General features: G+C 70.0%; 12 protein-coding genes. All 12 read left to right on the forward strand.

Features of this window, described 5'->3' with window-relative positions; all coding sequences use genetic code 11:
* Positions 1–28 precede the first annotated feature (28 nt).
* Positions 29–1,465, forward strand: coding sequence for a dihydropyrimidinase (hydA, locus tag AC1DP3_RS07475; RefSeq protein ID WP_477292525.1), 1,437 nt, complete (start codon positions 29–31; stop codon positions 1,463–1,465).
* A gap of 120 nt (positions 1,466–1,585) precedes the next feature.
* Positions 1,586–2,602: a TIGR03842 family LLM class F420-dependent oxidoreductase gene (locus tag AC1DP3_RS07480; protein ID WP_477292526.1), complete on the forward strand. Its 1,017-nt coding sequence runs from the start codon at positions 1,586–1,588 to the stop codon at positions 2,600–2,602.
* Positions 2,599–3,579 (forward strand): ABC transporter permease, encoded by a 981-nt coding sequence (locus tag AC1DP3_RS07485; protein WP_477292527.1) that lies wholly within the window; start codon positions 2,599–2,601, stop codon positions 3,577–3,579. Before AC1DP3_RS07480 ends, AC1DP3_RS07485 begins: the two co-directional genes overlap by 4 nt.
* Positions 3,576–4,382 carry an ABC transporter ATP-binding protein gene (locus AC1DP3_RS07490; RefSeq protein ID WP_477292528.1) on the forward strand — a complete coding sequence of 269 codons (807 nt, stop codon included), beginning with the start codon at positions 3,576–3,578 and terminating at the stop codon, positions 4,380–4,382. Before AC1DP3_RS07485 ends, AC1DP3_RS07490 begins: the two co-directional genes overlap by 4 nt.
* Positions 4,379–5,221, forward strand: coding sequence for an ABC transporter permease (locus tag AC1DP3_RS07495; RefSeq protein WP_477292529.1), 843 nt, complete (start codon positions 4,379–4,381; stop codon positions 5,219–5,221). The genes AC1DP3_RS07490 and AC1DP3_RS07495 overlap by 4 nt, the downstream gene beginning before the upstream one ends.
* Positions 5,222–5,262: 41 nt before the next feature.
* Positions 5,263–6,435: an ABC transporter substrate-binding protein gene (locus tag AC1DP3_RS07500; RefSeq protein ID WP_477292530.1), complete on the forward strand. Its 1,173-nt coding sequence runs from the start codon at positions 5,263–5,265 to the stop codon at positions 6,433–6,435.
* Positions 6,436–6,544: 109 nt separating this feature from the next.
* Complete coding sequence (locus AC1DP3_RS07505; RefSeq protein WP_477292531.1) at positions 6,545–7,864, forward strand: aminotransferase class III-fold pyridoxal phosphate-dependent enzyme; 1,320 nt, start codon at positions 6,545–6,547, stop codon at positions 7,862–7,864.
* A 14-nt stretch (positions 7,865–7,878) separates the two neighbouring features.
* Positions 7,879–10,251 (forward strand): 7,8-didemethyl-8-hydroxy-5-deazariboflavin synthase CofG, encoded by a 2,373-nt coding sequence (gene cofG / locus AC1DP3_RS07510; RefSeq protein ID WP_477292532.1) that lies wholly within the window; start codon positions 7,879–7,881, stop codon positions 10,249–10,251.
* Positions 10,248–11,765 carry a flavin-containing monooxygenase gene (locus tag AC1DP3_RS07515; RefSeq protein ID WP_477292533.1) on the forward strand — a complete coding sequence of 506 codons (1,518 nt, stop codon included), beginning with the start codon at positions 10,248–10,250 and terminating at the stop codon, positions 11,763–11,765. The genes cofG and AC1DP3_RS07515 overlap by 4 nt, the downstream gene beginning before the upstream one ends.
* Positions 11,762–12,772: a glucose-6-phosphate dehydrogenase (coenzyme-F420) gene (gene fgd, locus AC1DP3_RS07520; RefSeq protein ID WP_477292534.1), complete on the forward strand. Its 1,011-nt coding sequence runs from the start codon at positions 11,762–11,764 to the stop codon at positions 12,770–12,772. Before AC1DP3_RS07515 ends, fgd begins: the two co-directional genes overlap by 4 nt.
* On the forward strand, positions 12,769–14,253 hold the full coding sequence (gene cofC / locus AC1DP3_RS07525) for a 2-phospho-L-lactate guanylyltransferase (RefSeq protein WP_477292535.1): 1,485 nt from the start codon (positions 12,769–12,771) through the stop codon (positions 14,251–14,253). Before fgd ends, cofC begins: the two co-directional genes overlap by 4 nt.
* Positions 14,254–14,506: 253 nt before the next feature.
* Positions 14,507–15,352 carry an aldo/keto reductase gene (locus tag AC1DP3_RS07530; RefSeq protein ID WP_477292536.1) on the forward strand — a complete coding sequence of 282 codons (846 nt, stop codon included), beginning with the start codon at positions 14,507–14,509 and terminating at the stop codon, positions 15,350–15,352.

Genomic DNA, 15,352 nt, shown 5'->3' on the forward strand with positions numbered 1-15,352 from the left:
CGTTCGACAACGGAGGAGGGGTAGAACGATGACAACCACACTCATCAAGGGCGGAACCGTCGTCTCGGCGACCGGTCGCACCGACGCGGACGTCCTCATCGACGGCGAGAGGATCGTCGCGGTGCTGTCGCCCGGGTCGGCACTGCTGGGGACGGATGTCGCAGCATCCGTCGACACGGTCATCGACGCGTCCGGCAAGTACGTGATCCCCGGCGGGATCGACGCGCACACCCACATGCAGCTTCCGTTCGGCGGGACCTCCGCGAGCGACACGTTCGAGACGGGCACCCGGGCCGCCGCGTGGGGCGGCACGACGACGATCGTCGACTTCGCGGTGCAGACCTACGGCACCAAGGTGCTCGACGGCCTGGCGAAGTGGCATGACCTGGCGGCGGGCAACTGCGCGATCGACTACGGCTTCCACCAGATCATCGGCGGCATCGACGAGGACTCCCTCGCCGTCATGCCCACGCTGATCGACGAGGGCATCACGAGCTTCAAGCTCTTCATGGCGTACCCAGGCGTCTTCTACTCCGATGACGCGCAGATCCTCCGGGCGATGCAGGTCTCGCGTGAGACGGGGCTTTTGACCATGATGCACGCCGAGAACGGGCCGGCGATCGATGTGCTCGCGGCTCAGCTCGTCGAGCAGGGGCGGACCGACCCGTACTACCACGGCATCGCTCGCGCCTGGCAGATGGAGGAGGAGGCGACGCACCGGGCGATCATGCTCGCCAACGTCACCGGCGCGCCGCTGTACGTGGTGCACGTCAGTGCGAAGCAGGCCGTCGAGCAGCTCGCGTGGGCGCGCGACCGAGGCCAGAACGTCTTCGGGGAGACGTGCCCGCAGTACCTCTACCTCTCACTGGAAGACCAGCTGGGTGCCTCGAGCGAGGAGTGGGGCGCGTTCGAGGGTGCCAAGTGGGTGTGCTCGACGCCGCTGCGCTCGCGGGAGGAGGGCCATCAGGACCACATGTGGCAGGCGCTGCGCACGAACGACCTGCAGATGGTCTCGACGGATCACTGCCCGTTCTGCATGAAGGACCAGAAGGAGCTGGGGCTCGGGGACTTCCGCAAGATCCCCAACGGCATCGGATCCATCGAGCATCGCCTCGACCTCATGTACCAGGGTGTGGTGACCGGCAAGATCACGCTCGAGCGCTGGGTCGAGCTCACCAGCACGACGCCCGCGCGCATGTTCGGCATGTACGGCAGGAAGGGCGTCATCCAGCCCGGAGCCGACGGCGACATCGTCGTCTACGACCCGAACGGGCACACGTCCATCGGCGTGAACAAGACCCACCACATGAACATGGATCACTCCGCATGGGAGGGCTTCGAGATCGACGGGCACGTCGACACCGTGCTGTCGCGGGGCAAGGTCATCGTCGACGGCGGGCAGTACCTCGGCACGAAGGGCGACGGACGCTACGTCAAGCGAGGCCTCTCGCAGTACCTGGTGTGAGACAGCATCCCTCAACGCCCCCATGTCCCACTTTCTCCATGCTGGAGACCCTCCAGCCTGTCGAAAGTGGGACACGACCCCTACAGAACTGGGACATGACATGACCCCTGTGAGCAGCTGATGGACTTCGGCGTCGTCCTGCAGACCAACCCGCCCGCATCCCGCACCGTGCAGCTCGCCAAGCTCGCCGAGGCCCACGGCTTCAGCCACGTCTGGACCTTCGACTCGCACCTGCTGTGGGAAGAGCCCTACGTCATCTATTCGGCGATCCTCGCCCAGACCAACCGGATCACCGTCGGCCCCTTCGTGACGAACCCCTCGACGCGGGACTGGACGGTCACGGCATCCGTCTTCGCGACCCTCAACGAGATGTACGGCAACCGCACGATCTGCGGGATCGGCCGCGGCGACTCGGCGGTGCGCGTCACCAACGGAAAGCCGGCGACCCTCGGCGAGGTGCGCGAGGCGATCCATGTGATCCGCGAGCTCGGCAACTCGCGCGCCGTCGAGTACAACGGCGCCACCCTGCGGTTTCCGTGGAGCCGCGGCTCGAGCCTGGACGTCTGGGTCGCCGCGTACGGGCCCCTCGCCCTCAAGCTCGCGGGCGAGGTCGGCGACGGGTTCATCCTGCAGCTGGCGGATCTCGACATCGCGGCATGGATGATCAATACGGTTCGGGATGCCGCGGCGAACGCGGGTCGCGACCCGGACTCGATCGCCTTCTGCGTCGCGGCCCCGATGTACATCGGCGACGACTGGGCCCACATGCGCGATCAATGTCGCTGGTTCGGAGGAATGGTCGGCAACCACGTCGCCGACATCGTCACGAAGTACGGCCACCACGGGGCGGTGCCGGATGCCCTGACGGACTACATCGCGGGCCGCACCGGCTACGACTACAACTCCCACGGCCGCGCCGAGAACGACCACGTGGACTTCGTGCCCGATGAGATCGTCGACCGCTTCTGCGTGCTCGGCACGGCAGACGACCACATCGCCAAGCTCAAGGAGCTGCAAGCGATCGGGGTGACGCAGTTCGCCGGCTATCTCCAGCACGACAACAAGGAGGAGACCCTCCGCGTCTACGGCGAGCGCGTGATCCCGGCGATCGCCGAGCACGTCACGGCCAAGTCATGACGTCACCGCCCCACGAGGCGCCGAACGCGGCGATCGCCTCCGTCGCACCTGCGGCCGAGGCGCTGCTCCCGATGCGGCGCCGGCATTCATCCCGACGCGGGAGCGCCCTCCTCTGGGGCGTCCTCGGCGTCGTGGCCGTCATCGCGCTCTGGGAAATCTACAAGTTCTTGGGGCCCGCCGAGGGCGTGGTGCTCGGCGGATCGGACGAAGCCGGCTCGGGCTTCATGATCCTGCCCCGGACGCACGATCGGGCGATGCCGCACGTCTGGGACATGGGGGCGCGGCTGTTCGCGCCGACGAGCGGCGGCGAGACTCCGCCGCTGTGGATGTCGGTTGTCGGCGCTGCTTTCGTCACCCTCGGCATCGCCGCGGTCGGGTGGGTCATCGGGGTCACCGTCGGCGCGGTGCTCGGCGCGGCGATGCAGCGGTGGCGCCTCGCCGAGTGGGGACTGCTGCCCTGGATCGTCCTCAGCCAGACGGTGCCGCTGATCGCGTTCGCGCCCGTGGTGAACGCGATCGGCAACCAGATCGACCGCGATGTCGCGCCGTGGCCGCAGTGGCTGTCGGTCGCCCTCATCGCGTCGTACCTCGCGTTCTTCCCCGTGGCGGTCGGGATGCTGCGCGGCCTGGGTGCGCCCGACCGCATCCACCTCGACCTCATGCGCACCTACGCGGCCGGATACTGGGCGACGCTGTTCCGCCTGCGGCTGCCCGCCGCCGTGCCCCATCTTCTGCCGGCGCTGCGTCTCGCAGCAGCGAGCGCGGTCGTGGGCGCCGTCGTCGCGGAGGTCTCCATCGGCATGCGCGGTGGCATCGGGCGCATGCTCATCCAGCTCGCAGGACAGGCGTCGAGCGATCCGGCAGCGCCCTGGGGACCGACGTTCGGAACGATCGGCCTGGGCCTGGTCGCGGCAGGCTCCATCGCGCTGCTCGGGCTGACTCTTCAGAACTATCGCCGAGGCGAGGAGACCGCATGACCCTTCCAGACCAGGCCGCGCGAGCGGTGAGGGCCTCCGGTGTCGGGAAGACCTTCGCGACCAGAGAGGGCGACGTCGTCGCGCTCACCGGGGTCGAGCTCGAGGTGGCCGCGGGGGAGTTCGTGTCGCTGATCGGACCATCGGGCTGCGGCAAGTCGACGCTGCTTCGGCTGATCGCCGATCTCGACGAGGCCACGACGGGGAGCCTCGAGATCTTCGGCAAGCCGGCCCGCACCGCGCGGCTCGACCAGGACTACGGCATCGCGTTCCAGCAGTCCGGACTGCTTCCGTGGCGCACGGTCGCCGCCAACATCGGGCTGCCGCTCGAGCTCGGCGGCTCGGGCAAGGCCGAGCGCGCTGCTCGAGTCCAGGACCTCGTGCAGCTGGTGGGGCTCACCGAGTTCGCCGACCGCTATCCCGACCAGCTCTCGGGCGGCATGCAGCAGCGCGTGGCGATCGCGCGGGCCCTGGCATCCCGTCCCCGCCTGCTGCTGATGGACGAGCCGTTCGGCGCGCTCGACGAGATGACGCGCGAATACCTGCAGTCCGAGCTCTCCCGCATCGCGGGCGAGACCGGGGCCGCGGTCGTCTTCGTGACCCACTCGATCCCCGAAGCCGTCTTCCTCTCCGATCGCGTGGTCGTCATGAGCCCGCGCCCCGGCCGCATCACCGATGTCCTGACGACGGGCCTCGGCGCCTCGCGCACCGAGAACCTGAGAGAGTCGCCCGAGTTCTTCGAGCGCGTCACCGCCGTCCGCGAAGCGCTGCACGGAGCACCCGTCGAGCGGGCAAACGAACGATGACGGTCACGGACGCGGCCGGCATCGCGCAGCCGGCTGGACCTGCCCCGAGGCGCCGGCGCGGCGCGAGTCTCGAGCCTCGACCGCTGCCCAGCTGGCTGAGGTGGGCCGCGCCGGTGGCGGTCGGGATCATCGGACTCGTCCTCTGGATCGTCTGGGTCGACGTGCTCGGCACCGCTCCCCGCATGCTCCCGAGCCCCATCGCGATCCTGCAGGAGTTCGTGCTGCGGTGGAACATCATCGCCGCCGATATGGCGGTCACCGCCACGAACGCCCTCGTGGGCCTCATCGCCGGCTCGCTGCTCGCGATCGTCCTCGCCGGGCTCGCAGCATCCGTCAGGCCCATCGACGGGATGCTGGCACCGCTCGTCGCCGCGGTCGCCGTGGTGCCGATCGTCGCGCTGACGCCGATCCTCAACACGATGTTCGGCGCATCCAGCCAGTTCGGCCGGCAGGCCGTCGCCGCGATCGCCGCCTTCGTGCCGGTGTTCATCAACACCCTCCGCGGTCTCCGGCAGTCCCGGCCGGTGCATCGCGACCTCTTCCGCTCGTCCGCGGCGACCGGCTCGCAGACGTTCCGTCTGCTGACCCTCCCCACGGCCCTGCCCTACCTGATGACGGGGCTTCGCATCGCCGCATCCATCGCCGTCATCTCGGCCCTCGTCGCCGAGTACTTCGGAGGTCCCGCCGACGGCGTCGGCACCGCGATCGCGACCTACGCGAAATCCGGGCGCGCCACCCTCGCGTGGGCGTACGTCTTCGGCGGCATCCTCATCGGGCTCGCATTCTTCCTCGTCACCTCGCTCCTCGAGCGGCTCGTCACGAGGCGGCCGCCGGTGTGACCGGCATCCCCTGCACCAGCCATCACCAAGAAAGGAACAGCATGAGTCACAGCATCCGTCGCGGCCTCGCCGCCGCCTCCACCGTCGCCATCGCCTCCCTCGCACTCGCGGCATGCGCCGGTTCGGGTTCGCCCGACGAGTCGAGCTCCGATGACGGCGACTTCACGCCGCTCACCTCCATCAAGCTGCAGCTGCAGTGGCTCCCGCAGGCCCAGTTCGCGGGGTACTACATCGCGCAGGAGAAGGGCTACTTCGAGGACGAAGGCTTCGACGACGTCGAGATCATCCCCTCCGGTGGCGACATCGTGCCGCAGGACGCCCTGGTGGCGGGCGACACGGACTTCGCGATCGCCTGGGTGCCGAAGGTGCTCGGAACGCTCGAGGCATCGGGTGTGGAGCTGACCGACATCGCGCAGGTGTACCAGAAGTCCGGCACGCTGCAGGTCTCGTGGAAGGACACCGGCGTCTCGAGCGTCGCCGACTTCGAGGGCAAGAAGATCGGCTCGTGGGGATTCGGCAACGAGTGGGAGATCTTCGCGGCGATGGCCGCGGAGGACCTGGACTCCACCACGGTGTCGATCACCACCCAGGACTTCAGCATGAACGCCCTCCTCGATAAGGATGTCGACGCCGCGCAGGCGATGACGTACAACGAATGGGCGCAGATCCTCGAGGTGGTGAACCCCGACACCGGGGAGCTCTACCAGCCGGAGGACTTCGACGTCGTGTCGTACGAAGACACCGAGGGAGCGATGCTGCAGGACGCCATCTGGGCCGACACGAAGCGCCTCGACGACCCCGCCTACGCCGACGCCGCCGTGCGGTTCCTCAAGGCGATCACGAAGGGCTGGCTCTACGCCCGGGACAACCCTGAGGACGCGGCGAAGATCGTCTACGACATCGCATCCAACGCCGAGGCCGCGTTCCCGGTCGGTCCCGTCCACCAGCTCTGGCAGATGAACGAGGTCAACAAGCTCATCTGGACGGGCGCGGACTTCGGTGTCATCGACGAGGGCGCGTGGGACAAGACCGTCAAGGGCGCGCTCGCCGCGGTCAACCAGGACGGCCTCAACCTCATCACCGCAGAGCCCGCCGACAGCGCCTACTCCAACGAGTACATCGAGCAGGCGCTGAGCGAGCTGGCCGATGAGGGCGTCGACGTCTCGGGCGAGTACACGCCGATCGACGTGACCCTCACCGAGGGCGGTCAGTAGAGCGGATGCCGCGTGCCGGCCGAGCCCKMGGGCTCGGCCGGCACATCATCGGCGACCAAATCCTCGGCAACGGACTCCGACTGCGGGTCTGAGGGGAAGAATGGCAGGCATGACGTTGAGCGACGCGACCACCGATCTGGATGAGCTCACCACCGAGCTCGACCGCGAGTACGTGTTCCACTCGTGGTCGGCGCAGGCCGGGCTGAATCCCGTCGTCATCGCCGGCGGGTCGGGCAGCGTCGTGTGGGATCACACCGGCCGGCGCTACCTCGACTTCTCGAGTCAGCTCGTCAACGTCAACATCGGGCACCAGCATCCGGCGGTCATCGACGCGATCCACCGGCAGGCGGATCTTCTCGCCACGATCGGACCCGCCACGGCGAACCTCGCGCGAGGGGAGGCCGCCCAGCGGATCGTCGCGCGCGCTCCCGAGGGCTTCTCGAAGGTCTTCTTCACCAACGGCGGCGCCGATGCGATCGAGAACGCGATCCGCATGGCGCGGCTGCACACCGGTCGCGACAAGGTGCTGTCCACGTACCGCTCGTACCACGGCAACACCGGCGCGGCGATCGTCGCGACGGGTGACTGGCGCCGTGTGCCGAACGAGTTCGCACGCGGGCACGTGCACTTCTTCGGCCCCTACCTGTATCGCTCGGAGTTCTGGGCGACGAACCCCGAAGAGGAGTCGGCGCGGGCCCTTCACCACCTCGAACGAGTGATCCAGTCCGAGGGCGCGGCATCCATCGCGGCCATCCTGCTCGAATCGATCCCTGGTACGGCCGGCATCCTGATCCCGCCGCCCGGTTATCTCGCGGGCGTGCGCGCGCTCGCCGACAAGCACGGCATCCTGCTGATCCTCGACGAGGTGATGGCGGGCTTCGGACGCACGGGCCGCTGGTTCGCGTTCGAGGGCTACGACGTGGTCCCCGATCTCATCACCTTCGCCAAGGGCGTCAACTCCGGCTACGTGCCGGTGGGTGGCGTGATCATCTCGGAGCCGATCGCGGCGACCTTCGACGAGCGGGTCTTCCCCGGGGGCCTGACGTACAGCGGGCATCCGCTCGCGGCGGCGTCGATCGTCGGCGCGCTCGATGCGATGGAGAACGAGGGGATCGTCGACAACGCCCGGCGCGTAGGCGCTGAGGCGATCGGTCCCGGCCTGCTCGAACTCGCCGAGCGGCACGAGGCGATCGGCGAGGTGCGCGGCGAGGGCGTCTTCTGGGCGGTGGAGCTGGTCGCCGATCGGGCGACCCGCGAGCCTCTGCCTGCGGCGGGGATCGGCAAGGTCAAGAGCGAGCTCGTCGCGCGGGGCCTCTTGCCCTTCGTCATCGAGAACCGCATCCACGTCGTGCCGCCGTGCGTCGTCACCGACGACGAAGTCGCGCAGGCCCTCGCGATCTACGACGAAGCCTTCGCAGCGGCGCTCTGAACGCGGCACCCGCCATGCCGCACTCCACGACTTCCGTCGATTCCGCCGTCACCGTCGGCGAGGCCGAGCGTCTGCTCGCCGCCCGAGGGGCCGATCTCGACGCGCTCCTCGCGCGCGCCGCTGCTCTGCGCGATGAAGGGCTCGCCGCCGCCGGAAGGCCCGGCACGATCACCTACTCCCGCAAGGTGTTCGTGCCCCTCACGACCCTGTGTCGGGATCGGTGCCACTACTGCGTCTTCGTCGACACCCCAGGGCAGCTCCGGCTGAAGCGGGCCCCGCTCTACATGTCGGACGAGCAGATCCTGCTCGTGGCGCGTGCGGGGCGCGACCGCGGCTGCAAAGAGGCGCTGCTGACCCTCGGCGACCGGCCTGAGGATCGCTGGCCCGAGGCCCGCGCCTGGCTCGATGAGCACGGGTTCGCCTCCACCCTCGACTACGTCGGCCATGCCGCCCGGTTGATCACCGCGGAGACGGGCCTGCTCGCCCACCTGAACCCGGGCGTCATGACGGCGGCGGAGCTGCACGACCTCCGCCCCACGGCTCCGTCGATGGGGATGATGCTCGAGACCACCTCCCGGGCCATCTACGACGAGCCCGGCGGTGCGCACTACGGCTCGCCCGACAAGGACCCCGCGGTGCGCCTGCAGGTGATCGCCGACGCGGGAGCGGCCGGCATCCCGTTCACGACCGGAATCCTCGTCGGGATCGGCGAGAGCGTCCGCGACCGCGCCGAGTCGCTCGTCGCCCTTCGCGATCTCCAGGCGCAGCACGGGCACGTGCAGGAGGTCATCGTCCAGAACTTCCGCGCGAAGCCGGGCACCGCGATGCGATCGACTCCGGATGCCGAGTTCCTCGAGTATCTCGCCACGGTCGCGGTCGCCCGGATCGTGCTCGGCCCGCGCATGCGGATCCAGGTGCCGCCGAACCTGAGTGATCCGGCCGAGCTCGACCTGCTCGTGCGGGCCGGGATCGACGACTGGGGCGGCGTCTCGCCGCTCACCGCCGATCACGTGAACCCGGAGCGGCCGTGGCCGCACCTGGATGACCTCGCGGCGCTGACCGCGGCATCCGGCTTCGACCTGCAGGAGCGCCTCACGGCGCATCCCGAGTACGTGCTCGATGCGGACCGCTGGATCGACCCGGCGCTGCACCCGGCGGTCGCCCGGCTGGCGGACCCGGTCTCGGGCCTCGCGGTCTCGGCGCTTGCGGGGTCGGGCCTCCAGGAGACGGATGCCGCGACTCCGACCCGCGCCGCAACTTCGGAGAATTCGCCCTCGCTCGGAGCGAATCGGGCTGATGGATCCGACGTTGGCGCGAATCTCCGACGCACGGACGCCGGCGGGGCGAGCCTTCGCCGGCTCGCGGAGCGCGCGGCGCAGCAGCCGGCGACCCTCGATGACGCCGAGTGGGTCACCCTGCTCACCGCGACCGGTGACGACCTCGAGGCCGTGGTGGGCACCGCCGACGACGTTCGCCGCTATACGGTCGGCGAGGCCGTCAGCATGGTCGTCAACCGCAACATCACGTCGACCCACCTGCGGTCAGCGCCCGCCGCGCCCCCGACGTTCACGCTCGACGACGCCGCGGCGATGGCTCGGGATGCTGTCGACCTCGGCGCCACCGAAGTGTGCGTGCAGGGGGCGCTGCCCCCCACCGAAGACCCGCACCTCTACCTCGAGCTCGCACGCGCGATCTCGAGCGCCGCCCCGAGCCTGCACCTCCACGCCTACCGGCCGCAGGACATCGCCGATCTTTGCGATCGAGCGGGTCTCGGCCTCGGTGGAGCGCTCGGCGCCCTGAAGGACGCCGGCGTCGCCACCGTGCCCGGAACGGGCGTCAAGGTGCTGAGCGAGCGCGTACGCGCACTCGTCGCGCCGGGCGATCTGGATATCGACCGGTGGATCGAGGTCATGACCGCCGCGCACCGTGCCGGCCTGCGCTCCACCTCGGTGCTCTTCTACGGGCACGTCGAGACGGCGGGGGAGCGGATCGCCCACCTGCGGATGCTTCGGTCCCTGCAGCACGAGACGCAGGGCTTCACGGAGTTCGTCCCGATCCCGCTGCCCGGCTTCGACGTCCCCCTGGTGGCCGACCGTGCGCCGGCCGACGAGCACCGTGCGATGGTCGCAGTGTCGCGCCTGATGCTGGCCGACAGCATCCGGCACATCCAGATCCCGTGGACACGGCACGGGCGCGACCTCGCCCTCGACCTGCTGCGCGCCGGTGGTGACGACCTGGGCGGGACTCTCCTCGACGGCCGGGTGCGGCCCGATGCGGGCGTCGAGCAGGGCCTCGAGTTCCCGCTCGCCGATGCCTCCGCGCGGGTCGGACGCATCTTCCGGCCGCTGCGCGAGCGCACCACCGACTACCGCGAGGTGTCGAGATGACCCGCCGTTCGGTCGAGGTCGCGATCGTCGGCGCGGGCTTCGCCGGCCTCGCCGCCGCGATGGAGCTGCGCGACGCCGGGCACGAGGTCGCCCTCTTCGAGCGCGGCGATCGCGTCGGCGGCACGTGGCGTGACAACACCTACCCCGGCGTCGCGTGCGATGTGCCGTCCCACCTCTACGGCTTCGCGCGGCATCCCGAACCGGACTGGTCGGCCGAGTTCGCGCCCGGTGCCGAGATCCAGGCGTACCTCGAGCGCGTCGCCGAGCGCGAGCGCCTGGAGGCCGCGCTGACGCTGGGTGCGACCCTGGTCGACGCAGAGTGGAATCGGGATGCTGCGCGCTGGCGTCTGCGGTTCGGCGGCGCGCAGCCGCTCGAGGTCGACGCCGAAGTCCTCGTCCTCGCCTGCGGGCGCCTGAGCGAGCCCCGGATCCCCGCCGTCGCCGGCCTAGAGAGCTTCGCCGGCCCCATCTTCCACACGGCGCGCTGGGATCACTCGGCCGAGCTGGCGGGGCGCCACGTCGCGGTCGTCGGCTCGGGAGCGAGCGCGATCCAGGTCGTCCCCGAGCTCGCCCGTCAGGGCGCAGCCGTCACGCTCTTCCAGCGCAGCCCGGCGTGGATCATGCCGCGCGGCGGGCGGGCGTTCACCGACGAGGAGCGGCGTCGCTTCGCCCAGCATCCCGAGGAGCTCGCCGCCCTTCGCTCACGACTCGACGCTGAGGGCGAGGCGCGGTTCGCGTCGCGTGCGGGCGGATCGGATGCCGCGGCCGCCGAAGCGCAGGCACGCGCCCATCTCGAGGCCCAGGTCGTCGACGCCGACCTTCGCGAGCTGCTGACGCCGGACTACGCCTTCGGCTGCAAGCGGGTGCTGCTGTCGGACGCCTTCTACCCGGCGATCGCTTCGGGCCAGGTGACGCTGGAGGCGAGCGCGCTCGCGGCGGTGGACGGCGGCGACCTCGTCGCGGCATCCGGCGCCCGCTATGGCGGTGTCGACGCCGTCGTGCTGGCGACCGGCTTCCAGACCACACGCCAGCCCTACGCGGGCTTCGTGCGCGGAGAGCGCGGACTCACCCTCGAGCAGCACTGGGCGGGCGGCATGACGTCCTTCGGCTCGACGGTCGTCGCGGGGTTCCCGAACCTCCTCGTGCTCAATGGCCCCAACGCGTCGCTCGGGCACACCTCGTCGGTGCTCATGCTCGAGGCGCAGGCCGAGTACGCCGCCCGCGTCCTCTCGGCGCGACGGCCCGGGGGAGTGCTTCGCGTGCGACCGGACGCGGAGCAGGCCTACACGCGCCTGGTCGACGACCGGGCGGCGGGCACTCCGTGGCTCACGGGCGGATGCCGCAACTGGTACGTCGACGACCGCTCACGGCGCCTCACCCTCGTGTGGCCGGGCACCGTCGCCGACTACCGGGCGATCACCGCCGCCACCGACGGCTCGGAGTTCGAGCCTGCCGGCGCGAGCGAGACAGACGACAGGCCGGCGCTGCCGGCGGAAGGAAGGCGCGGCGCATGAGCGTTCCCCTCAGGTTCGGATACAAGGCCTCGGCCGAGCAGTTCGGGCCGACCGAGCTGCTCGACTACGCGATCCTCGCGGAGGAGATGGGCTTCGACTCGGTCTTCGTGTCGGATCACCTGCAGCCGTGGCTCCACGAGGGAGGCCATGCCCCGGCATCCGTCCCGTGGCTCGGCGCGCTCGGCGCGAAGACCTCGCGGGTGCTGATGGGCACGTCGGTGCTGACGCCGACGTTCCGCTACAACCCGACGGTGGTCGCCCAGGACTTCGCGACCCTGGGGGTTCTGTATCCGGGCCGCGTCATCCTGGGAGTCGGCACCGGCGAAGCGCTGAACGAGGCGAATCTCGGCATCGTGTGGCCCGAGCCGCCCGAGCGCTTCCGCCGCATGAAGGAGGCGATCGGCCTCATCCGGCGCCTCTGGTCGGAGGATCGCGTCAACTTCGAGGGCGAGTTCTACACCACCCGCAACATCACGATCTACGACAAGATGGACGACCCCGTCCCGATCTACATCGGCGCCGCCGGCCCTGCGGCCACACGCCTGGCCGGACGCATCGCCGACGGCTTCATTACGACGAGCGGAAAGAAGCGCGAGCTCTACACCGACACGCTGCTGCCCGCGCTGCGCGAGGGGCTCGAGAAGGCGGGGCGGCCGGACGACGCGATCGACACGCTCATGGAGATCAAGGTCTCGTACCACCCTGATCGCGCCCAGGCGCTCGAGAAGACCCGGTTCTGGGCGCCGCTCGCCCTCAGCCCCGAAGAGAAGATGGGCGTCGACGACCCGCTCGAGATGCAGCGGCTCGGCGAGCAGCTGCCGATCGAGCGCGCCGCCTCGAGATTCATCGTGTCGGACGACCCCGAGGAGCACATCGAGAAGATCGCCTGGTACATCGGGCTCGGCTTCCGCCACCTCGTCTTCCACGATCCCGGCGCCGACCAGGCGGACTTCCTGCGGCGCTACGGCGAAGAGATACTGCCGCGGCTGCGGGAGCGCTTCGCGTGACGACCGGCAACCCCACCGGGTGGACCGTCGTCCTCCCGGTCAAGAACGCGGGGCGGGCGAAGTCGCGGCTCGCAGGACTTCCCGATGCCGGTCCGGCGCTCGCGCGCGCGATCGCACTCGACACCATCGAGGCGGTCACCGCCTGCGCCGCGGTCGAGCGGGTCGTGGTGGTGACCGATGACGACGGGCTGGCGGCATCCGTCCCGTCCGGCGTGGTGATCGTCGAGGACCGGGAGGGCGACGGACCGAACGCGGCGATCGTGGCCGCGATGGCGTCCATCCCGCCCTCGGTGCCCCGCGCCGCTCTGCTCGCCGATCTCGCGGCCCTGCGCGCCGCCGACCTCGACAGAGTCCTCCAGTCGGCCGCGCAGGTCGAGCGAGGGGTGGTGCCGGATGCCGAGAACGAGGGGTCGACGCTGGTGACCGCCCGTGCGGGCGTGCCCTGGGCATCCGCGTTCGGCGGCGCGTCGTTCCGGCGGCACGTCGCTCTCGGCTGCACGGTGCTCGAGGTGCCTGCCGGCTCCTCGCTGCGACGCGACGTCGACACCCCGGCGCACCTCGAGGCGGCCGTCGCGCTCGGTCTCGGACCCCGCACGTCCGAATGGCGGCTCTCCGGGGCCGAAGGCGAGGCCGTGCACCACGACATCCGCCTCATCGCCGTCGACATGGACGGCACGCTCCTCGACGGCGACGGGCACATCCCGGACGATCTGTGGCCTTTGCTGGACGAGCTCGACGACCGCGGCATCCTCTTCGCGCCCGCGAGCGGACGGCAGCTCGCCACTCTCCGGCGCTCGTTCGACCACACCCGAGATGATGTCGTCTACATCGCGGAGAACGGCGCCTACGTGGTGCGCGGTGACGACGAGATCGGCTCTGATGCGATCGACGGCGAGTTCGCCTCATCCGTGATCCGCCGCGTGCGAGCGCTCCGCGACGACGGGCTCGACGTGGGACTCGTGGTGTGCGGCAAGCGGTCCGCATACATCGAGCGAGCGGATGCCGCCTTTCGCGCGGAATGCGACAAGTACTACGCGAAGCTCGAGGTCGTCGACGATCTGCTCGACGCCGACGATCAGGTCCTCAAGCTCGCGGTCTTCGACTTCGCGGTGGCCGAGAGCTCGGCCGCGCCTCGGCTCGCCGATCTCTCCGAGACGCACCAGGTGGTCGTGTCGGGAGAGCACTGGATCGACATCATGAACCCCGGTGTCAACAAGGGCGTCGCGCTCACACGGCTCCAGGCGGCGCTCGGCGTCGAGCGGGGTCAGACGGCGGCCTTCGGCGACTATCTGAACGACCTCGAGCTGCTGGATGCCGCGGGCTACTCCTTCGCGATGGCCAACGCCCATCCCGATGTGCTGGCGCGGGCCCGGCACCGCGCTCCCTCGAACGTCGACGGCGGCGTGATCACCACGATCCGGCGCCTCCTGGCGGGCGCCCCTCTCGGCGAGGCGCGAGAGGCGGACGCCGTCACCCCGTAGCGGGCGGTTGCCCGCGCCGCTGCTGGCCACTCCTCGCAGGGCCCTCCCGCGGCGCGACCGCGGCACTTTCCTGCGAGCGCCCCGCGGATTGCTGTAGCGTTCGCCGGAATGTGCCGCGCCTGCCGCAGCGCGCACTCTCCCCGAGAGAGCGGCCAGTTCGCGCTGACAAGGGGCACGCTCGTCGACAATGGGCACGGGGGTCGGGGAAGAAGGGCGGGAGGCGCAGAAGCCTCTGGGCAGGCAGGATGGATGCATGCCCACGATCTCCACAGTGACACTCAATGACGGCACCGCCTTCCCCGAGGTAGGGCTCGGCACCTACAAGCTGCGCGACGAAGAGGGGATCGACGCCATCGTCGCGGCGATCTCGTCCGGCTACCGCCTGCTCGATTCGGCGGTCAACTACGAGAACGAGGCGGAGGTCGGCGCAGCGGTGCGCCGTGCCGGCGACGAGCTGGGGGTCGCCCGCGACGAGCTCATCGTCACGACCAAGCTCCCGGGCCGCGACCACGGCTACGACTCCACCATGGGGAGCGCTCAGCGATCGCTCGCGACGCTCGGTCTCGACCGGATCGATCTGTATCTCATCCACTGGCCGAACCCCAGCGTCGGCAAGTACCTCGAGACGTGGCAGGCCATGATCGCGCTTCGCGAGGGCGGACTCGTGCGGTCGGTCGGCGTCTCGAACTTCACCGAGGCCATGCTGACGCGCCTCATCGACGAGACCGGCGTCACGCCGGCGGTCAACCAGGTCGAGCTGCACCCCTACTTCCCGCAGAACGACCTCCGCGCGTTCCACCGCGAGCATGGCATCCGCACCGAGAGCTGGAGTCCACTCGCCCGGCGGTCCGAGCTGCTGAGCGAGCCGGTCATCGGCGAGATCGCCTCCGAGCTCGGCGTCTCGCCCACTCAGGTCGTCGTGCGATGGCACGTCCAGCTCGGATCGACCCCGATCCCCAAGTCGGCCGACCCGCAGCGCCAGGTCGAGAACGCCGACGTCTTCGGCTTCACCTTGACCGATGAGCAGGTCGCAGCCATCTCGGCTCTCGAGCGCGGTCGGCTGTGGGACGGCGACCCCGACACCCACGAGGAGATGTAG

The sequence above is a fragment of the Microbacterium sp. P5_B6 genome, assembly GCF_056400345.1.